This window comes from Mycobacterium bulgaricum, from assembly GCF_041287165.2.
GTDB lineage: Bacteria > Actinomycetota > Actinomycetes > Mycobacteriales > Mycobacteriaceae > Mycobacterium > Mycobacterium bulgaricum.
In genome coordinates this window covers 392,238-411,106 of sequence record NZ_JBGGKV020000004.1, presented here as the reverse complement: position 1 = coordinate 411,106, position 18,869 = coordinate 392,238, and the positions used below count along the sequence as shown (strand labels likewise).

Here is an 18,869-nt window from a genome sequence, read left to right as displayed (position 1 = left end):
AACTCAGCCTTCGGCGGCCAATTGCCCACAGGCGGCAGCGATTTCGCGACCGCGAGTGTCGCGCACCGTGCAGGACACTCCGCGTTCGCGCACCCTACGGACGAATTCCCGTTCGACCGGCTTGGGGCTGGCATCCCATTCGCTTCCCGGTGTCGGGTTCAGCGGGATCAGGTTGACGTGCACCAGCGGCCCGAGTGCGCCGTGCAGCTTTTTGCCGAGGAGGTCGGCCCGCCACGGCTGATCGTTCACGTCGCGGATCAGCGCGTACTCGATGGACACCCGGCGACCGGTGACATCGGCGTAGTAGCGCGCGGCGTCGAGCACCTCGGAGACCTTCCAGCGGTTGTTCACCGGGACGAGGGTGTCGCGCAGTTCGTCGTCGGGCGTGTGTAGCGACACCGCCAACGTCACGTTGAGCTTCTCGTCGGCGAGTCTGCGTATCGCGGGCACGAGCCCGACCGTCGACACGGTGACCGACCGTGCCGAGATCCCGAAGCCGTTCGGTGGTGCGGCAGTGATTCTCTGCACCGCGGCGACCACTCGGTTGTAGTTGGCCAGTGGCTCCCCCATGCCCATGAAGACGATGTTGGACAGCCTTCCGCCATCGCGGTCGCGGAGCTCGGCACTGGCGGCGCGCACCTGCTCGAGGATCTCGGCGGTCGACAGGTTGCGCTTGAGTCCGCCCTGACCCGTCGCACAGAACGGGCAGGCCATGCCGCAGCCCGCCTGCGACGAGATGCACACCGTGTTGCGGTCGGTGTAGCGCATCAGCACCGATTCGAACGTCGTCCCGTCGCCGGCCCGCCACAGCACCTTGCGGGTCTCGCCTGCGTCGCATTCGATCTCGCGCATCGTGCTGATCAGCGTCGGGAACAGCGCCTCGCCGACCTGGGCGCGCACCCCGGCGGGCAGGTCGGTCATCTGTGACGGGTCGGCGATCAGCCGGCCGTAGTACTGGTTGGCGAGCTGCTTGGCGCGGAAGGCCGGCAGCCCAAGTTCGGCGGCTGCCGCGGCACGGCCGGCCTCGTCGAGATCAGCGAAGTGCCGCGGCGGCATGCCGCGGCGCGGAGCGTCGAACACGAGGGGCAGTGGATTGGGCATGGCCCAGCCAGTATCTCACCGAAATGTGCAGGCTCAGGCCAACAGGGACAGCACGACCCAGGTCGCCACGGCCGACGGCAGGACGGAGTCGAGCCGGTCCATCAGCCCGCCGTGCCCGGGCAGCAACGTGCCCATGTCCTTGATGCCCAGGTCACGCTTGACCTGCGACTCGACCAGGTCGCCGAGGGTGCCGGTGATGACGAGCATGATTCCGAGCGGTATCCCCACCCACCACGGGTTGTCGGTGAGGAACTGCACAGCCAGCGACGACACGACAATTCCGAAGACGAGCGACCCGGCCAGGCCTTCCCAGGATTTCTTCGGGCTGATCGCCGGCGCCATCGGGTGCTTACCGAACAGCACACCGGCGGTGTAGCCGCCGACGTCTGAGGCGACGACACCGAGCATCAGGCAGAACACCCGGCCTGCACCGTCGTGCGGATAGATCAGCAGCGCGCCGAAGGCTCCGAACAGCGGCACCCATGCCGCCAGGAACACCGTCGTGGCCATATCGCGGAGGTAGTTCTGCGGGGCGGTGGACAGTCCGCCCGACACGAGCCGCCAGATCATGCAGACGACGACGGTGGCGCCGAACGCGCCGAGGGCACCGGCCGCGCCGAACGGCCAGGTCAACCACACCATCGCCTGGCCGCCGACCAACAGCGGGATGACGGGAATGGAGAACCCGCCCTCGCGGAGGCGGCGAACGACCTCGTGGGTGGCCACAGCCATCGCCACCGCCACGACGCCGACCCACACCTTCGGCGCCAACAGCAGTATCGCGATCAGCGACCCGCCGAGCCCGAAGCCGACCGCGAGCGCCGCGGGCAGATTGCGCCCGGCGCGCGACGTCTTGACCGGCTTCTCTGCCACGGGAGTCGACTGCTGATCGGTCATGGTCAGACCTCCAGCAGCTCGCCTTCTTTGTGCTTGACGATCTCATCGATCTGGCTGGTGTACTGCTGGGTGCTCTTGTCGAGGTCCTTCTCGGCGCGGGTCACCTCGTCCTCGCCGGCGTCGCCGTCCTTCTTGATCCGCGACAGCTCTTCCATCGCCTTGCGGCGGATGTTGCGGACCGAGACCTTGGCGTCCTCGCCCTTGGCTTTGGCCTGCTTGACGAGGTCGCGGCGGCGCTCCTCGGTCAGCTGCGGGATCGCGATCCGGATGACGCTACCGTCGTTGGTCGGGTTGACGCCGAGGTCCGAGTTCCGGATCGCGTCCTCGATGTGTTTGAGCTGGTTGGACTCGTACGGCTTGATGACGACCAGACGCGCCTCGGGCACGTTGATGCTGGACAGCTGCGTGATCGGCGTCATCGCGCCGTAGTAGTCGATGTTGATGCGGTTGAACATGCCGGGGTTGGCGCGGCCGGTGCGAATCGACGCCAGGTCGTCCCGTGCCACCGACACGGCCTTCTCCATCTTCTCCTCGGCATCGAAGAGGGTTTCGTCGATCACTGTCTCTCCCGTCGCTTTCGCTCGCACCCACCGGTCACTTGGTGACCAGCGTTCCGATCTTCTCACCTGCGACGGCACGGGCGATATTGCCATCGATAAGCAGGTTGAACACCAGGATCGGCATTCCGTTGTCCATGCACAAACTGAAGGCCGTCGCGTCGGCCACCGCCAGCCCGCGGTCGATGACCTCACGGTGGGTGATCACAGCGATCATCTCGGCGTCAGGATGCACGCGCGGATCGGCGGTGAAGACTCCGTCGACGGCCTTGGCCATCAGCACCACCTCGGCGCCGATCTCCAGCGCGCGCTGCGCGGCGGTGGTGTCGGTGGAGAAATAGGGCAGCCCCATGCCCGCGCCGAAGATGACGACGCGGCCCTTCTCCAGGTGCCTGCGCGCGCGCAACGGAATGTAGGGTTCGGCGACCTGGCCCATGGTGATGGCGGTCTGCACCCTGGTGTCGATGCCCTCCTTCTGCAGGAAATCCTGCAGCGCAAGGCTGTTCATGACGGTGCCGAGCATCCCCATGTAATCGGAGCGGGTGCGCTCCATGCCCCGCTGCTGCAACTGGGCGCCTCGGAAGAAGTTGCCTCCACCGATGACGACGGCGACCTCCACACCGCTGCGGACGACTTCGGCGATCTGGCGCGCGACCATCGCCACCACATCGGGGTCGAGCCCGACCTGTCCGCCGCCGAACATCTCGCCGCCCAACTTGAGCAGCACTCTGGAGTAGGCGGGCCGGTAGGAGGAACTCTGATCAGAAACGGGCTCTGTCATCGGGGCCGACAGGCTCCTTTCGGGTCCGCACATGAGGTTGCCATCGACGAGGCGATACCCCAATCCTGCCAAACCTTGACGTACCCGATGGCGAATGGGTGGAACGCGGTGCGTTATCCGAGGTGCGCGGTGAGCAACCAGGCGCCCACCGACTTGCGGCCCTTGTCCTCGTCACGGATGTCGGCGCCCGCGAAACCCTCGAAATGGTCGGCGAAGCCCTTGGGAACATTGGCGTGAATGCGCGCCGGACGGATGTCGTCGACGGTCCAATACTTGCCCACCACGTCGCGCAGTTCGTCGGAGGTGACGGCGTTGACCGGGCCCTCGGCGGGCATCGACGTGCGGTCGAAGACCAGGACGAAGTACGAGGCGCCGGGAGCGGCCGCCCGCACGATGGACTGCTGGTATCCGTCACGCAGTTCCACCGGCATGGAGTGGAACAGCGTGCTGTCGACGATGGTGCCAAAGCGCCCGTCGTAGCCGGTGAACGCGCTGATGTCGGCGACGTCGAAGGTGGCGGTGGTCAGTCCTCGCCTCTGGGCTTCTTGTCGGGCGAGCTCGATGGCCGTCGGTGACTGGTCCAGGCCGACCGTCGTGAATCCGCGCTCGGCGAGATACATCGACACTGCGGCTTCACCGCAGCCCGCGTCGAGGACGTCGCCATGGAACTTCCCCGCGTCGATCAGCGCCCTGATCTCCGGCTGCGGCTCGTCGATGCTCCACGGTGGCCGGATGGGTCCACCCATCTCGGGAGCTTCGCCCCGGTAGGCGGACTCGAACATCTCATTGGTATCGGTCATGACACCCTTGGTATCAACGCAGTTGATATATGTCAATATGGTTGACATGTCAGGCTCCGACGATCAACCACTGGGCTACCTTCTCCACCGCCTCGCCACGTCGCTGCGCGGCGATGTGACGACGATGGTGCTCGAACCGTTGAATCTGACCTTCCCGCAATACATTTGCATGCGGATGCTGTCTCGCTATCCGGGACGGTCCAATGCCGAATTGGCACGCGACGTGTTGGTCTCGCCGCAGGCCATGAACATGGTGGTCCGCGGACTTCAGGAGCGCGGGTTGGTTACCCGCCCCGCCGAGGTGTCGTCGGGGCGGTCGCGGCCCGCGGAACTCACCCGTGACGGCGCGGCGATTCTGCGGCGCACCGACGACGGCATCCGTGAGGCCGAGCAACGCGTCCTGGCGTCGCTGAGCGAGCGCGACCGACGGGAGCTGCGCCGCATCCTGTCCCAACTCGGCTGAAACGCACCGCGAGCGCGCGTGTCTGCTCCGCGACACGCCACCATCCGCGGGCTTTCGGGCACGCTCGTCGCAGTCCATTGTCACGTTCGCGCCGCGCTTCTCGTCTTAACCTCTGAACAGACCCCACGGACGAACGGAGCACGCTCATGTCCACCCGGCCCATGCTGAACAAGGCAGTACCCGCCGCCTACAAGACGACGATCGCGCTCAGCGAGCAGGCCGAGAGGGCTGCGCTGGACGCAGGCGTCGAACCCCTGGCCATCGAGTTGGTGCGGATCCGCGCTTCACAGATCAACGGGTGCGGCTTCTGCCTTCGCATGCACGTGCGCGACGCACTGGCCAAAGGCGAGACCACCGACCGCATCGCGGTGCTACCCGCGTGGCGGGAGACGGGCTACTTCTCCCCCGCCGAGCGGGCCGCGCTCGCGATCGCCGAGGAGATCACGCACATCGACACGCGTGCGGCCGGCGTCGACGAGGACACCAAGGCGGTCAGCGACGAGCAGGCCGCCGCGCTGCGCTGGGTCGCGATCTCCATCAACGCGTTCAACCGCGTCGCGATCTCCAGCCACTACGCCGTCAAGCCGTGAGACCGATGTCCGCCACTGTGCACCGAGTACTGCTCGGCTTTCTCGCGCTGGTCGCCGTCGTCACCGGTGCCTGGGCCTATTTCGCACCGCAGCACTGGTATGGCACCTTCCCGGGTCTGGGCTTGAGCTGGCTTCCCCAGCTCGGCCCGTACAACCAACATTTCGTCGGAGACGTGGGAGCCTTCTTCCTCGGCCTGGCCGTGCTCAGCGTGGCGACGTTCGTTCACGTCTCCAATACGACACTCGTGCGCGTCTCAGCGGGTGCGTGGTCGATGTTCAACCTGCTGCACCTGATCCTGCATCTGCAGATGTTGCATCACTACAGCCCACGCGATCAGGTCCTCAACGTAGTCACGCTGAGTGCGCTGCTGATCGCCTCGCTGGCATTGTTCGTTCCGGTGCGGAGCGCACATCGAGCGTGATGTGCGCGATGAAGCTCCGCGAGCGCGCGCGAAACTCCAGGAAAGACGGCGTGTTGCCGTACAGACGCGCGCGCTCGCGGTGCAAGAGTTCCCGCTAGGACTCCAGGGCGCGCTCGGCCACGGGCAGCCCGGCATGGTTGGCGTGGCACGCCTTCGGCGGCGACGGCGGCAGGTCCAGGGCGGGGTTGCCGTCGAAGAAGCCGATCGGCTTGAGGTGGAAACCGGTGTAAGCACAGGGCATCACCGGCCAATCCTCGGGCCGCACCACGTGGTGGGCGCCGAGGGTGTACCAGAGCACCACGTCGGCGTCCTCCAATGATTCGTCACCGGAGACGAACTCCGGCAGGCCCTGAACATCCGCCGACTGATACATGTAGTCGCCGGCGGCGAACTTCTCGGCCGGGTCGTACCTGGTCACCCACAGGTTGTGCTGCAGGAACCTGGCCCGGTCGTAGATGTAGGAGCCCTCCTGCACCATCACGGGCACGACGTCCTTGGGCACCAGCTTGTAGGCCACCGGGATGCCGAGCTCGTTCTTCTTCGACGGGTTGCTCACCTTCCAGTACCGGCCGGTCGACCAGTTCCAGTCGCGGGCGCCGTCGGACTCCGAGGCCACCAGCGTGTCCTGGGTGATCCAGGCGTTGTGGTGGGGATTGAGCGCCGGGTCCGGTTCGGGTATCGAATCCACTTCGTACACACTGTTTCCCGTCCCGTCGACGCTCATGTCGAGGCGGAAGTTGAAGAAGTGCTGATGATTCGGGCCGTAGATGCCGGGCGCGACCATCTTGCCCCAGCGCGGCTGCTCCCCCGGTGCGACCTCCACGGCCCCCGTCGTCAGCACACCCGACAGCTTGACCTCCACCTCGATGGAGGCGTCGTTGTAGAAGTACCAGAAAAATCCGTACTCGTAGTTTCCGACGGTGCAGATCATCGAGATCACGAGCCGCCGCGACCGCCGCACCTCGACCTCTTCGGTGCGGAAGTCGGTGTGCTTCCACGAGATTCCGAAGTCTTCCTCGTGCATGCAGATCGCGTTCGGGATGGTGACCGCATTGCCACTCGAGTCGTTGACCGTGCCGTCGAAGTAGTGGATCTCGCCGAGGCAGTCGCACCCCAGCGTCAGCGGGTTGGCCGAGAAGCCCATTCCGACCTCACCCATGTCGAACACGTTCTTGTTCCAGTGCGTCGGCGCGGTGTCGCCGTAGGGCACGACCATCTCCGACAGCGAACCGCGGTACATGATCGGACGGGTCTCGCCACGATCGGTGTAGGTCACCTCGTGCAGGGTGATGCCTTCGCGCGGATTGAAACCGACACGCAGAGACCACTTCTGCCACTGCACCTTCCACCCGTCGACGGTGAAACTCGGTCCGTCGGGCTGGGTGATCTCGATCGGTTTGACGTCATCGCGGAATTGCGTGAAAGCCGGCCGGTTGTTCGCATCGAACATGAACTGCTCGGAGTAGTTCCCCGCGGTCGGCGGCAGCGGGACCACCCCGTGATCTTCGACATCGATGACCTCCATGGCATCGAGGTCGAAGGTCACGATGAGTCCCTCGACGGGTCGCGCGTAGCCGTGCTCTGACGGGGCGGCGCGCATGAACGTCAACGGCCGGCAGACGAGCGCCGAGTTGTCGTAGTGGTCCTGGGCGCCGTAATACCCTGCGGGCCAGGGATCGATCATCGCGAGGCTGAAATCGGTGACGCCGCGCTTGCGCATCGCCTCTTGCCAGCGCGGGTCCTCGCGGACCTTCTCCTCGACCCCGGTCATGTGCTCGACCAGGTAGGACGGGAAGCGGCCGGGGATCGGCGTCCACGACTCGATGACGCGCGCGGTCAGGTCGACGACAGCTTCGTAGATCATCTTGGCCGCCGCGTCGTACATCGTGACGAACGCACACCGTGGGACCTCGACCCCGTCGGGAAACGTCAGATCCGCGGTCTTGGCCGGTTCGGCTAGTTGGATCATGACGAATTTCAGTGTGGGGGTGGCATATTCCGATCCGGTGACCACCGCCGCGGCCGCCTCGATCTCGGCCCCGGTCAGCGGGTCGAGGGGATAACCACCGAGTTCTGAACCGTGCTCGCCCCGCGTCCGGGTGTCCTCCATCGTCATTTCGCTGTTTCCTCTGTTTCTGTCTTGGTGAGGTCGAAGACGGCCAGGTGGGCCAGCGCGTCTTCCTGGGTGGTCTTGTGCGCCGAGCGGCGGCCGAAGAAATACACGACGACGCCGAGCGCCACCATCGCGAGGCTGATGCTGCCGACCCACATCATCCACTCGGCGTCGCCGACACCGGAGCTGGCGAGCCACGACTTGGCGAACGAGTAGTAGATGCCGCCGATGGTGCCGATCGTGCCGACGATCACCGTGATCCACACGCCGACCATCCCGCCGGGAATGCGCCAGAAGGTCTCGTTCTCATAGCGATCCGCGCATTTCTTGCGGGCGATGACGACCGGGAACAGGAAGAAGAAGCCCGAGATCAGCCACACGGTCGACAACCCGCCCTGCAGGAAGATCGTGGTGTTGACCAGGCTGCTCTGTGAGTACAGCCCCACGATCAGCAGCGACGAGATCACACCCTGGATCAGGATGGCCGACACCGGGTTACGCGTGCGCGGGTTCAGATGGGTGAAGATCCGCGGCAGGTGGCGCTCCAAACCGGACACGAAGATCAGTCGCGAGTAGGCGACCTGGTAGGTCATCAGGGCCACGATGATGATCAACGCCAGGACCACCGCGCAGATCTCCATCAGACCCGGGAAGCCGGCCACGTCGAGCATGCCGATGACACCGGTGACCGCGTCGATCTCTTCGGTGGGCAGCGCCATCATCGTCCCGAGCGTCGTCAGCAGGTAGATCGCTACCAGCGCCATCGATCCCCACAGGATCATGCGCGGGCCACTCTTGCGCACCGACAGGAACTCCGCGCCCATGTTGTACGGCGTCTCGACGCCGAGCAGGTACAGCAGCACGGTGCCGTACAGGAAGCCCGCCACCGCGAAATTCGGAACCAGAGCTTCTGACCAGCTGAACGGCGTCGCCGAGCCGTTCTGCACTGCGAACAGCAGTCCGCAGACGAAGATCGTCAGCGCGAGGATGCCGAAGACGACGAAGACGACGTTCATGATCCGTTGGCTGGCAGCCAGTTTCGCCAATGCCAGGCCGATCACCGTCCACAGGATGACCAGCTGCAGGATGACGCTGGCCGTCACCCCCAGCTCGGCGTGGAAGGCCAGCAGGAGGAAGGACAGCACCACTGCCGGCGAGGAGGCGGCGTTCAGGATCACCGGCACCCACGACAGGTAGCCGCCGATGAAGCCCCACGTCTCCCCCATCGTTCTGGTGGCCCAAATGTACACCCCGCCCTGGCCCGGCCACAGATTTCCGAGTTCGACGACGGCCATGCCCGCCGGGACGAGGAATGTGAGGATGCCCAGGACCCACATCGGTATGGCGGTCCAGCCGCCGGTGGCCATCACCGACGAACCGGTGATCCAGCAGATGATGAACACATAGGCGGCCGTGAGGCCGAACGTGCTCATCACCTTGGGCAGGATCTGCTCGGGGACCAGCTCCGTGGTCATCAGTTTGTCGCGGTCTGGTGCCGCAGGCTCGGTCTGGGTCATGACTGTTCTCCCACTGCGTTTTTGGTCATCAGACGATTTGTCCGTCTTTCATCCGGACGACACGGCTCGCTTCGTCGGCCACCGTGGGGTCGTGGGTGCTGGCGACCACGGTGACGCCCATGGTCGAGCACAGGTCGCGCAACATGCGCACCACCGTCTCCCCCGTGCGGTGGTCGAGGTTGGCTGTGGGTTCGTCGGCGAGAACGAGGGTCGGGTTGCTGATCAGCGACCGCGCGATCGCCGTACGCTGCTGTTCCCCGCCCGACATCTTGGTCGGCTGGTGATTGATGCGGTGCCCGAGGCCGACCAGCTCCAGGAGTTCGATAGCCCTCTTGCGCAGCGACTTCCGGTCATAGGGCTCGAACATCAGCGGTAGCTCGACGTTCTCGACCGCCGACAGGAACGGGATCAGGTTGTAGCTCTGGAAGATGAAGCCGATGGTGTCGTGCCGCAGCGCCGCGTACTGGCTCTCGGTCAGCGACGCGGTGTCCTGACCGGCGATCTTGACCGTGCCCTTCGTGGGACGGTCCAGTCCGCCGATGATGTTGAGCAGGGTGGACTTGCCGCTGCCGCTGGGACCCATCAGGCAGACGAACTCACCCGGCATCACCGTTAACTCGGCGGCCATCAGAGCCTTGACGACCTCGTCGCCGAGCTTGTGCAGTTTCCAGACGTCCGAGATCTCGATCACCGGGCCGGCACCTGCCCCGGTATCGGCGGCAGCTCCGGATGTCTCGTCGAGCGTGGTCATGGGATCAACCTCCAGAGGCGAGCGAATGGATGGGCGGCCGGGATGCGGCTTTCCATGTGGGCAGGACGCTGGTGGCCAAGGCGGCCACGATGCTGACGACGACCGCGATGCCCGCCCCGATCGCCAGGCCGCCGTAGGACACGCCGGTGGCGACGACGCCGACCGTTCCCAGCAGGACGCCGGTGACGACTGCCAGGAGGGAGCCGGCGAGCGCGCCGAGCACCGCGGCGACGACCGGTTCGACGAGCAGTGCCGCCACGACGGGCGCCCGGGGCACCCCGTTGGCGGCCAGCACTCCGAGCTCGCGCGTCCGATGGGCGACCGTCCGGGTGGTGGCCACAGCGACTTCGGCCACGCCGACGAGGAGGACGGTGACGGCAATCAACACCACGGCGCGCGAGATCTCGTCGGCATGGCCCAAAGCTGCTGACTGGGTCCGGATTCCGTCGGACATACCGAAGACGAGGACGACCAGCAGCGCGCCGGTGGCGGTCGTGACGGCCGGGAGCACCATTTCCCCGAGCCTGCGCCTGGTGGCGAGCCAGCCGTAGGACAGACCTCTGCCGATGCTCAATTCACCTACCCCCCAACAGTTCGACCGGCTTCTGCTGCAGCAGCCGGTGCACAGGGACCAGCGCACCCACGATGGCCATGGCCGGCAGGAACATCGCGGTCAGCGCCGCGCCCTGCAGCCAGGACGACAGGGAGGCGATCCCCGGTATCACCAGGGCGACAGCGATGCCCGCGCCGGCGACCCCGACCAGATAGGCCGTGACGAAGACGATCGCGGATTCGACGAGGAAGAAGTAGAGGACTTCGTCGGCGAGGCCGATGCTCGACATGATGCCGAATTCACGTCGCCGCTCGGTGACCGCCGCAAGGAAAGACGACACCGCGATGACGAAGCCGAGTCCCAGACCGACCATCGAGATCATCCCGAGCGTCGAACCGGTTACCTTGCCGGAGAACAGCGCAGAATAACGCTGCTCGAACGACAGCGGACTGGAGCCGCCGACCGTGTCGTAGATCAGACCCCCTCCTTGCGGATCCGGTTGCGTCGACGGATCCGTACTGAACGGCAGATCCACTGCAGCACCAAAGGTCTGACCCAGGTCTCGACGCTGTTGTTCTCCTTCGGGAGCCCGCACGGTCCACCAACCGCTGTCACCCACAACCGCCTGTGCCGCCGAAGTCGGCACGGTAACGGACTGACTGTCGCCGTCCACCACGACCGCGAGGGTTCGCCCGCCGATCTCCACCTGCGTGCCCCCGGCCACGCCGAGACGCTCGGCGAGAGCCGGGCTCAGCACCGCCTGCCCGGCCGCAAGTTCGTCGCTGCCGCGCAGCGATACTCGTTGCCCGGCGAGTTCGATCACCCCGGACGGCGTGCGGGTCGCCGTCCAGCCTTCTGGTACGGCGATCGCCGGCGCCGGACCGTCGGCGATGATGGAACCGACGTCGGGGTCGTAATGCACACCGGCGGCCGGGACAACCCACAACTGTTGTCCATCAAGCACATCGGCGATCGAGGTCTCGCCAGTTGCCGCGAATCCGGCTGAAATCGTGCGCACGACGGTCACGCACGCGATAGCCAGGGCGATGCCGAGGACGGACAGCACGAAGCGTTCCGGACGGCGCCGGATGTTGGCCAGCGCGAATCGGACCAGGCACCCGAAGGTGTTGCCGGTCGAGGGGGCGATCGGCGGCGATCCTGCCCGCGCTGTGGTCTCCACAATGGCGATGCTCGGATCGAAACGTTTCGCCGACAGCCGCGCACGGTCTCGGTGGCGTTAACGAAACCGTGGCGACGTTACGTCGATGTGTCGGTGCCGCTACGGATTTCGTCGTGCCCGCACGATCTCCACGGAGCGTGCCACTGCTATGACTGAATCTTCGCCCACGGATGCGCCTCTTCGAGTTCGAACGCGAGCTCGACGAGGCGCGCCTCCTCACCGACGGCGGCGGCGAACATCATGCCGATGGGTAGACCTGATGCGGACTGCGCGAGCGGCAGTGAGATCGCCGGCTCACCCGTGGCATTCTGCAGCGGCGTGAACGCCACCCAGTCCACGAGTCGCTCGATGATCTGTGGATAGGGCGCGGTCGGATCCAGATGCCCTACGGGTGGCGGAGCATCGGCCAGGGTCGGCGTCAGCAGCACGTCGTAGGTGGAGTACAGCCGCGACGTGATCCGCCGAATACGTTGCAGCCGAACGATCGCCAACGGCACGCGATGCAGATTGCGTGCGGCCCGCTCTTCGAGGCCACGCGAGAGGTTGTCGAGCCGTTCGCGGTCGAACGTGGGCCCGAAGGTCCGGCGGCCGCCCCGGATCAGCGCATAGGCCAGGAACGACCAGTACAGCAGGAAGTCGTCGATGAACCGTGCCGGAATGGGGTTGTCGATGACCTCGATGCGGTGGCCGAGACCCTCAAGCAGGGACGCGGTCTGGAGCGTCAGATCGCAAATCTCCGGACTCGACTCCCGCGAAATTGAGCTGGTGCACACCGCGATGCGCAACCGCTGTCGGCCGGGGGCTGCGATGTCCCCCATCGGTGGCAATTTCGGGTTGGCCGACACCTTCTCCATCTCGCGATAGAACGCCGCGGTGTCGCGGACCGACCGCGTCACCACACCGTTGGCGACGATCCGCAGTGGCATCTGGCGCATGTCCCTGTCCAGCGGAAGCCTGCCCCGTGAGGGCTTGAGGCCGACGAGTCCGTTGCAGGAGGCCGGGATTCGGATCGACCCTCCCCCGTCGTTGGCGTGGGCGATCGGCACGACGCCCGCCGCCACGAACGCGCCGGAACCCGAGGACGACGCTCCGGCAGTGTGTCCGGTGTTCCAGGGGTTGCGCACCGCGCCGAGCCGCGGATGTTCGGCGACGGCACTGAACCCGAACTCCGACATTCGCGTCTTACCAAGGGGCGCAAGGCCGGTCGCGAGAAAGGAGCGCGCAAAGTCACCGTCGCCTGTCGCGTGTACCGGGTCCCATGCGTCGGTGCCGTTCATCGTGGGCATTCCGGCGACGGCGACATTGTCTTTGAGGAACGACGGCACCCCGTCGAAGAAGCCGCCATAGGAATGACGAAGGTCGCCGCGTTCCCGGGCCCGGTCGTAGGCTTCGTAGGCCAATCCGTTCAGCGCGGGGTTGACCTTCTCGGTGCGGGCGATCGCGGCCTCGACAACCTCGGCCGCCGAGACCGTCCCGGCACGCATCGCGGCTGCGAGGCCTACCGCGTCGAGATCTCCGAGGGCGTCGTCGGCAAAGGCATCAATGCGATCCATCCGTCCGACGGTACCAAAGCGTACCGGCCGACAGGCGGCTCTTCAGCAGGGGATTCACTCCGCGCGACGCAGTACCGCGCCGACGGTCATCGCCAGGATCTTCCAGTCGAGCCACAGCGACCAGTTCTCGATGTAGAAGTTGTCCCATTCGGCGCGGTCGGCGATCGATGTCTGCCCACGAAGGCCGTGGACCTGAGCCCATCCGGTGATCCCGGCTTTCACGCGGTGGCGGTCGCCGTAGCGCGCGATTTGGACGTTGAACAGATCGACGTATTCGGGCCGTTCCGGGCGCGGGCCGACCAGGCTCATCTCTCCTCGGACCACATTGATCAGCTGAGGGAGTTCGTCCATCGAGGTGGCCCGCATGATCTTGCCGATCGGTGTGCGGCGGTCTTCCCCTTCCACGCCGCCTGGGGCCGAGTCGTCGGTCCGCACGAAAGTGGCATCGGTATCCCGCGGCGGACGCATCGAGCGGAATTTCAGGCAGCCGAACTCGCGCCCGTCGCGGCCGATTCGCGGCTGACTGAAGAAGATCGGCCCGGGGGAACTGAGCCGCACGAGCAGCATGAGAGTGAGGAAGAACGGCGAGATCAGGAGCAGGCCAAGAGCGGCGAAGAAACGATCGGACAGATGCTTCGCGGTGAACTGCCAACTCCGCGGGTCGGTCCGCGGCACCGCGATCAGAGGGAGGCCACCGATGTGCTCGATGTGCGCGTGCACTCCCACGGTGTCGTAGATGCGCGGAACGATCCACACCGCCACACCGCGCTGGTGGGCAGTCTTGACGGCGGCTGTCATCGCCTCGTCCCGGGTGCGTGAGAAGGCGACGATCAGGCATTCCGCACCTGTACGGGTGATGACCTCGTCGAGCATCTCGAGCCTGCCCAGGTACGGAATGGTGGCCGGCTGATCGCGGTCGATGCCCATCATGGGGATCTCGTCGTCGATGATCCCGACGGGACGCAGCCCGTACTCCGGCGTGATCTCGAGTCGATCGACGACCTTCGCGGCGACGCGGCCGTTGCCCACGATCAGCGTCGGGGCGGTCATCCGGTCGTGACGAAAGTGGTGGTTCTTGATAGCGATCCACAGCAATCGTCCCGCTGGGATCAACACCGCGGCGCACATCCACACTTTCGCGACGGCGCTGCCCCGCGGCGCGGTGATTCCGGTATTGAGGACGAGCCCGCTCAGAAGAAGCATCGCCGCCACCGCGGTGATCGCTTCGACCGTCGGGAGCTCGTCTAGGAAGGTCCGCTTCAATGTCCGCCGATACATTCCGCGGAGGGCGCTCAGCGCGACGACGGTCGGCGCGAAGAAGCACAGCATCCACGTCGGTGGCAGATCGGGGTTCGACTGGCTCGCCCACGTCATGCCCAGCGCTACCGCGAGCGACGCCGTCGACAAATCGATCAGCGCGCCCAGGTACGGCTCCCAGGCCTTGTGCTTATGTAGCTGAACGTTCTCGACCGGAGCTACCGCCGGCGTTTCCCCGCTGACATGTGCGTTTGCCGTGCGGGCCGTATCAACCGTGTCGGTCACCGTGACCTGAACCGTTCGCGCAACCCGTCATGGACAGAGATTAACTCGGCAGGTCGTCCGCGGTCGGCAAATGTCTGTTTCAGGTCATGACGGTTGGGCGATATTGATTAGCTGTAAAATTTGCCAGCATTATCACCGGCAGTATCCGGCAAACATCTTCAGCTCATCAACACAACGTCTTACGGCGCGATACGACACTCCTCGGCACTCAAGCAAATAATCATGGCGCCGTGCGTCATTTTCCTGATCTGCCGAACGCGTCATTGTCCGGTTCGCGCACGAAATGCCGGCCGATAAACGAAGCCCCCGAGACCGAGGTCTCGGGGGCTTCGCGACGGGTGTAGATCAGGCCTGGCCGACCTCGAAGCGGGCGAACCGCGTCACGGTGACACCGGCCTCATCGAGGAGAGCCTTGACGGTCTTCTTGTTGTCGGACACCGAAGGCTGATCGAGCAGCACGACATCCTTGTAGAAGCCCGTAACCCGGCCTTCGACGATCTTGGTGAGCGCCTGCTCCGGCTTGCCCTCGGCGCGGGCGGTCTCCTCGGCGATGCGCCGCTCGTTGGCGACGATGTCCTCGGGCACGTCCTCTCGGGTGAGGTACTTGGCCTTGAGCGCGGCGATCTGCAGAGCGACCGCGTGCGCGGCCTGCTTGTCGTCACCGGTGTACTCGACGAGAACACCCACCGCGGGCGGGAGATCCGCCGCGCGCTTGTGCAGGTAGGTCTCGACCTGGCCATCGAAGTACGCGGCGCGACGAAGCTCGAGCTTCTCGCCGATCTTCGCCGACAGGTCGGCCACGAGCTGCTCGACCGTGGACACGCCGACGTGGGCCGCCTTGAGTGATTCGACATCACCGGCCTTGGCGGTCGCGGCGGCGGCCACGATCTCCTCGGCGAGCGCCTGGAACTCGGCGTTCTTGGCGACGAAGTCCGTCTCGGAGTTCAGCTCGATGAGAGCCCCGTCCTTGGCGGCGACCAGGCCCTCGGCGGTGGCGCGCTCGGCGCGCTTGCCGACATCCTTGGCACCTTTGATGCGCAGCAGTTCGACGGCCTTGTCGAAGTCACCCTCGGCTTCGACCAGTGCGTTCTTCGAGTCCAGCATTCCGGCGCCGGTCAGTTCGCGCAGGCGCTTGACGTCGGCAGCGGTGTAGTTAGCCATGAAGCCTTTCCTTTAAAAGACGTCGCGAAAACGGATTAGGAGGACTGCTCGGTGGTGGCAGCCTCGGGCGCAGCAGCTTCGGGTGCGGCGGTGGTGGCACCTGCCAGCAGCTCCTGCTCCCACTCGGCGAGCGGCTCGGCGGCTTCGGACTCCGATTTGTCGGAACCCGCGCCGGCACGGGCCTGCAGACCCTCGGCGACGGCAGAGGCCACCACCTTGGTGAGCAGCGCAGCCGAACGGATGGCGTCATCGTTACCCGGGATCGGGTAGTCGACGAGGTCCGGGTCGCAGTTGGTGTCCAAGATCGCGATGATCGGGATGTTCAGCTTACGAGCCTCGGCGACGGCGAGGTGCTCCTTGTTGGTGTCGACGACCCAGATCGCCGATGGCACCTTCTGCATGTCGCGGATACCACCGAGGCTGCGCTCGAGCTTGTTCTTCTCGCGGGTCAGCATCAGGATTTCTTTCTTGGTGCGACCCTCGAAACCACCGGTCTGCTCCATGGCCTCGAGTTCCTTGAGACGCTGCAGGCGCTTGTGCACGGTGGAGAAGTTGGTGAGCATGCCGCCCAGCCAGCGCTGGTTGACATACGGCATGCCGACGCGGGTCGCCTCTTCGGCGATGGATTCCTGCGCCTGCTTCTTGGTGCCGACGAACATGATGGTGCCGCCGTGCGCGACGGTCTCCTTCACGAACTCGTAGGCCTTGTCGATGTAGGTCAGCGTCTGCTGCAGATCGATGATGTAGATGCCGTTGCGGTCGGTGAAGATGAACCGCTTCATCTTGGGGTTCCAGCGACGGGTCTGATGCCCGAAGTGGGTGCCGCTGTCGAGCAGCTGCTTCATGGTTACAACAGCCATGGTGGTGTGGCCAGCCTCTTTTATTGTCGGTTGTCGCGCGGCGTCGGGTGACGCCGAGCCCTGGCGACTGCTTCGATGCCGGACCCGATTTGGGATCGGGACCGCCCGGCATGCGAGGTGACGGTGCGCCTCAACAGAGGACATCCGTGACGCAGACGCGCGAAGTCAGCCCGCGCAAGCGAGCTGCGGGTAGGAGTTTACACGCTCACAACAGGTGCTTTTACCACCGCGTACAGCCATCCACAGGCGGAGTTCCCCTTCTTCTGCCCGGTCCACAAAATCCGCTGAACTGGGCTAATGCGGATTTTCGCGCTGGTGGTGATGCTGACGCTGGCCGCCGCTGCTCCGGCATCGGCAGACAGCAGACTCACCTGGCCGTTGCATCCCCGTCCTGCGGTGTTGCGTCATTTCGACGCCCCGTCCCCCAACTGGCAACCCGGTCATCGCGGGGTCGATCTGGCTGGAACCATCGGTCAGACGGTCCATGCGGCGGGCCCGGGCACGGTGGTGTTCGCCGGCGAGCTGGCCGGGCGGCCGCTGGTGTCGGTGGCGCACCCTGGCGGCCTGCGCACCACCTACGAACCCGTCCGCCCCGTGGTCGGCCGGGGTCAGTCGGTGGCGGCCGGGACGCCGATCGGGACACTGATGGCCGGGCATGTGGGCTGCGCGGCGACGGCCTGCCTGCACTGGGGTGCGATGTGGGGACCGGCGTCGCGGGCCGATTATGTCGACCCCCTGGGGTTGGTGACGACGACGCCGATTCGCCTGAAGCCGGTGGGATGACCGCGGGTCCCGGGGCCGAACGCCAATTCCGCTCCGCCGCATCACATTGGCGCGTGAAGCGTTGAGGCGCGGTAACTTGACCGGGTGAATCTTTCGGGGGGACGTATTCGCTGGTCGGTCCTCGTCGCGGCCGCGTTCACGGCGTTGTCGGCGGGCGTCGCGGGTGCGCAACCTGTGGACACCGGGCCTTACCCCACCGTGCCCTCGCCGCCGCTGGGAGCAGCCGGCTCCTTGCAAGCCGGAGCACGTGTCGAGGGGCAGCGGATGGCGGATTTCGTCGTAGGTCCGTGGGAAGTCGATCCGACTCTGGTCGGCAAGTTCGACACGAGCGCCGTGGTGATCGACGGTCCGGAGGCCCTGCGCGTGGAGTTGCCCACCGAACTGGCCGACGCCGCAGCGCGTCACAACGCGATCGACGGATTCGGATCCGCGCGGTGGGCCGACGATATCGAGTTGCAGCACATCGTGATTCGTTTCGCCGACGCCGACACCGCGTCGGCGGCAGCGCGCGATCTTGCCAGTGCGCTTGCCGCGCGGACTGTGCCGGGCGGCCCCGTCGTGGCTGCGATCGTTCCCGGGCACCCGGATACCGCGGCGTTCGCCAACCCCGTCGACGAAGAAGATGGCCGGCAGGTGACGTACGTGCGGGCGATCACCGCCCACGGGCCGTATGTCTTCTCGCAGCGGGCGATGGCCGCCGACGGAGTCGACGAGGCTGCGCGACTGATCGCGGGGATGCTGGACCGGCAGCCGGCCCGGATCGACCGGTTCCAGACGACACCGCCCGCCCTGCTCGGCACGCTCGCCGTCGATCCGACCGGATTACTGGCGCGTACTTTGGCACCAGATGCCGCCGATGCCACCGCCGCGGTCCCGGGCAGCTACGGCACCCACGGCGCCCTGCACTTCCAGGACGATCCGGTGCAGTCCGGGCAGGCGTTCGGTAAATATGGAGTCGGCACAGTCGCGTACGGGCAGGCTGCGATCTACCAAGGGCGCGACGTGGGTGCCGCCTCACTGCTGAGGGACCACCTCTTCGAGGAATATGCTCCTTTCGGCGACGAGGCGACGGCGGTGAGCGGGGTTCCGGGCAGCCGCTGCGCCGGGCTCACGTTTCCGACGACGGGGAATTTTCGCGGTTACTGCCTTGCTGCCACCGGTCCCTACGTGGTCGAGGCAGAAGGCGCCACACTCATCGATGCTCAACAGCGGCTGGCGGCGCAGTTCCTCTTGCTGACCCGCTGA

Annotated in this window: 19 protein-coding genes; 5 read left to right on the top strand and 14 right to left on the bottom strand. The window is 65.8% G+C overall.

The genetic code is table 11. The features are described from left to right. Positions 1 to 3: 3 nt before the first annotated feature. The 5 genes from rlmN to ACAG24_RS15095 all read right to left on the bottom strand — a co-directional run bounded on the left by rlmN (position 4) and on the right by ACAG24_RS15095 (position 4,136). Positions 4 to 1,101, bottom strand: coding sequence for a dual-specificity RNA methyltransferase RlmN (gene rlmN / locus ACAG24_RS15115; RefSeq protein WP_370473026.1), 1,098 nt, complete (start codon positions 1,099 to 1,101; stop codon positions 4 to 6). A gap of 33 nt (positions 1,102 to 1,134) precedes the next feature. Next, on the bottom strand, positions 1,135 to 1,998 hold the full coding sequence (locus ACAG24_RS15110; RefSeq protein ID WP_370473025.1) for a phosphatidate cytidylyltransferase: 864 nt from the start codon (positions 1,996 to 1,998) through the stop codon (positions 1,135 to 1,137). A gap of 2 nt (positions 1,999 to 2,000) precedes the next feature. After that, positions 2,001 to 2,558: a ribosome recycling factor gene (gene frr, locus ACAG24_RS15105; protein WP_370473024.1), complete on the bottom strand. Its 558-nt coding sequence runs from the start codon at positions 2,556 to 2,558 to the stop codon at positions 2,001 to 2,003. Positions 2,559 to 2,592: 34 nt separating this feature from the next. Further along, positions 2,593 to 3,336 (bottom strand): UMP kinase, encoded by a 744-nt coding sequence (pyrH, locus tag ACAG24_RS15100; RefSeq protein WP_370473023.1) that lies wholly within the window; start codon positions 3,334 to 3,336, stop codon positions 2,593 to 2,595. A 113-nt stretch (positions 3,337 to 3,449) separates the two neighbouring features. Then, positions 3,450 to 4,136: a class I SAM-dependent methyltransferase gene (locus ACAG24_RS15095; protein ID WP_370473022.1), complete on the bottom strand. Its 687-nt coding sequence runs from the start codon at positions 4,134 to 4,136 to the stop codon at positions 3,450 to 3,452. 37 nt (positions 4,137 to 4,173) lie between these two features. On the opposite strand from ACAG24_RS15095, the gene ACAG24_RS15090 reads away from it, so the two are divergent. The 3 genes from ACAG24_RS15090 to ACAG24_RS15080 all read left to right on the top strand — a co-directional run bounded on the left by ACAG24_RS15090 (position 4,174) and on the right by ACAG24_RS15080 (position 5,611). After that, entirely contained in the window at positions 4,174 to 4,599 is a 426-nt protein-coding gene (locus tag ACAG24_RS15090) for a MarR family winged helix-turn-helix transcriptional regulator (RefSeq protein ID WP_370473021.1), read from the top strand. A 146-nt stretch (positions 4,600 to 4,745) separates the two neighbouring features. Further along, a complete protein-coding gene (locus ACAG24_RS15085; RefSeq protein ID WP_370473020.1) occupies positions 4,746 to 5,189 on the top strand; it encodes a carboxymuconolactone decarboxylase family protein in 444 nt (147 codons plus the stop codon). A 5-nt stretch (positions 5,190 to 5,194) separates the two neighbouring features. After that, on the top strand, positions 5,195 to 5,611 hold the full coding sequence (locus tag ACAG24_RS15080; protein ID WP_370473019.1) for a hypothetical protein: 417 nt from the start codon (positions 5,195 to 5,197) through the stop codon (positions 5,609 to 5,611). Between the two features lie 94 nt (positions 5,612 to 5,705). On the opposite strand, the gene ACAG24_RS15075 is transcribed toward ACAG24_RS15080, so the two are convergent. From ACAG24_RS15075 to rpsB, 9 genes are all read right to left on the bottom strand, one after another. Beyond that, complete coding sequence (locus ACAG24_RS15075) at positions 5,706 to 7,727, bottom strand: primary-amine oxidase (protein WP_370473018.1); 2,022 nt, start codon at positions 7,725 to 7,727, stop codon at positions 5,706 to 5,708. Then, positions 7,724 to 9,241 (bottom strand): APC family permease, encoded by a 1,518-nt coding sequence (locus ACAG24_RS15070; protein ID WP_370473017.1) that lies wholly within the window; start codon positions 9,239 to 9,241, stop codon positions 7,724 to 7,726. Before ACAG24_RS15070 ends, ACAG24_RS15075 begins: the two co-directional genes overlap by 4 nt. Before the next feature lie 28 nt (positions 9,242 to 9,269). Then, positions 9,270 to 9,992 (bottom strand): ABC transporter ATP-binding protein, encoded by a 723-nt coding sequence (locus ACAG24_RS15065; protein WP_370473016.1) that lies wholly within the window; start codon positions 9,990 to 9,992, stop codon positions 9,270 to 9,272. 4 nt (positions 9,993 to 9,996) lie between these two features. Continuing rightward, positions 9,997 to 10,506 carry an ABC transporter permease gene (locus ACAG24_RS15060; RefSeq protein WP_370473090.1) on the bottom strand — a complete coding sequence of 170 codons (510 nt, stop codon included), beginning with the start codon at positions 10,504 to 10,506 and terminating at the stop codon, positions 9,997 to 9,999. A gap of 61 nt (positions 10,507 to 10,567) precedes the next feature. Next, on the bottom strand, positions 10,568 to 11,725 hold the full coding sequence (locus tag ACAG24_RS15055) for an ABC transporter permease (RefSeq protein ID WP_370473015.1): 1,158 nt from the start codon (positions 11,723 to 11,725) through the stop codon (positions 10,568 to 10,570). A gap of 146 nt (positions 11,726 to 11,871) precedes the next feature. After that, entirely contained in the window at positions 11,872 to 13,278 is a 1,407-nt protein-coding gene (locus ACAG24_RS15050; RefSeq protein ID WP_370473014.1) for an amidase, read from the bottom strand. A 54-nt stretch (positions 13,279 to 13,332) separates the two neighbouring features. Beyond that, positions 13,333 to 14,820 carry a sugar transferase gene (locus ACAG24_RS15045; protein ID WP_370473013.1) on the bottom strand — a complete coding sequence of 496 codons (1,488 nt, stop codon included), beginning with the start codon at positions 14,818 to 14,820 and terminating at the stop codon, positions 13,333 to 13,335. A 345-nt stretch (positions 14,821 to 15,165) separates the two neighbouring features. Further along, on the bottom strand, positions 15,166 to 15,981 hold the full coding sequence (tsf, locus tag ACAG24_RS15040) for a translation elongation factor Ts (protein WP_370473012.1): 816 nt from the start codon (positions 15,979 to 15,981) through the stop codon (positions 15,166 to 15,168). Positions 15,982 to 16,016: 35 nt separating this feature from the next. Continuing rightward, positions 16,017 to 16,841 carry a 30S ribosomal protein S2 gene (gene rpsB, locus ACAG24_RS15035; RefSeq protein ID WP_370473011.1) on the bottom strand — a complete coding sequence of 275 codons (825 nt, stop codon included), beginning with the start codon at positions 16,839 to 16,841 and terminating at the stop codon, positions 16,017 to 16,019. A 297-nt stretch (positions 16,842 to 17,138) separates the two neighbouring features. On the opposite strand from rpsB, the gene ACAG24_RS15030 reads away from it, so the two are divergent. Then, the gene (locus tag ACAG24_RS15030; protein ID WP_370473010.1) at positions 17,139 to 17,624 is read left to right on the top strand and encodes a murein hydrolase activator EnvC family protein; all 486 of its coding nucleotides are present in this window, start codon (positions 17,139 to 17,141) and stop codon (positions 17,622 to 17,624) included. Positions 17,625 to 17,708: 84 nt separating this feature from the next. Next, positions 17,709 to 18,869 carry a DUF7373 family lipoprotein gene (locus tag ACAG24_RS15025; RefSeq protein ID WP_370473009.1) on the top strand — a complete coding sequence of 387 codons (1,161 nt, stop codon included), beginning with the start codon at positions 17,709 to 17,711 and terminating at the stop codon, positions 18,867 to 18,869.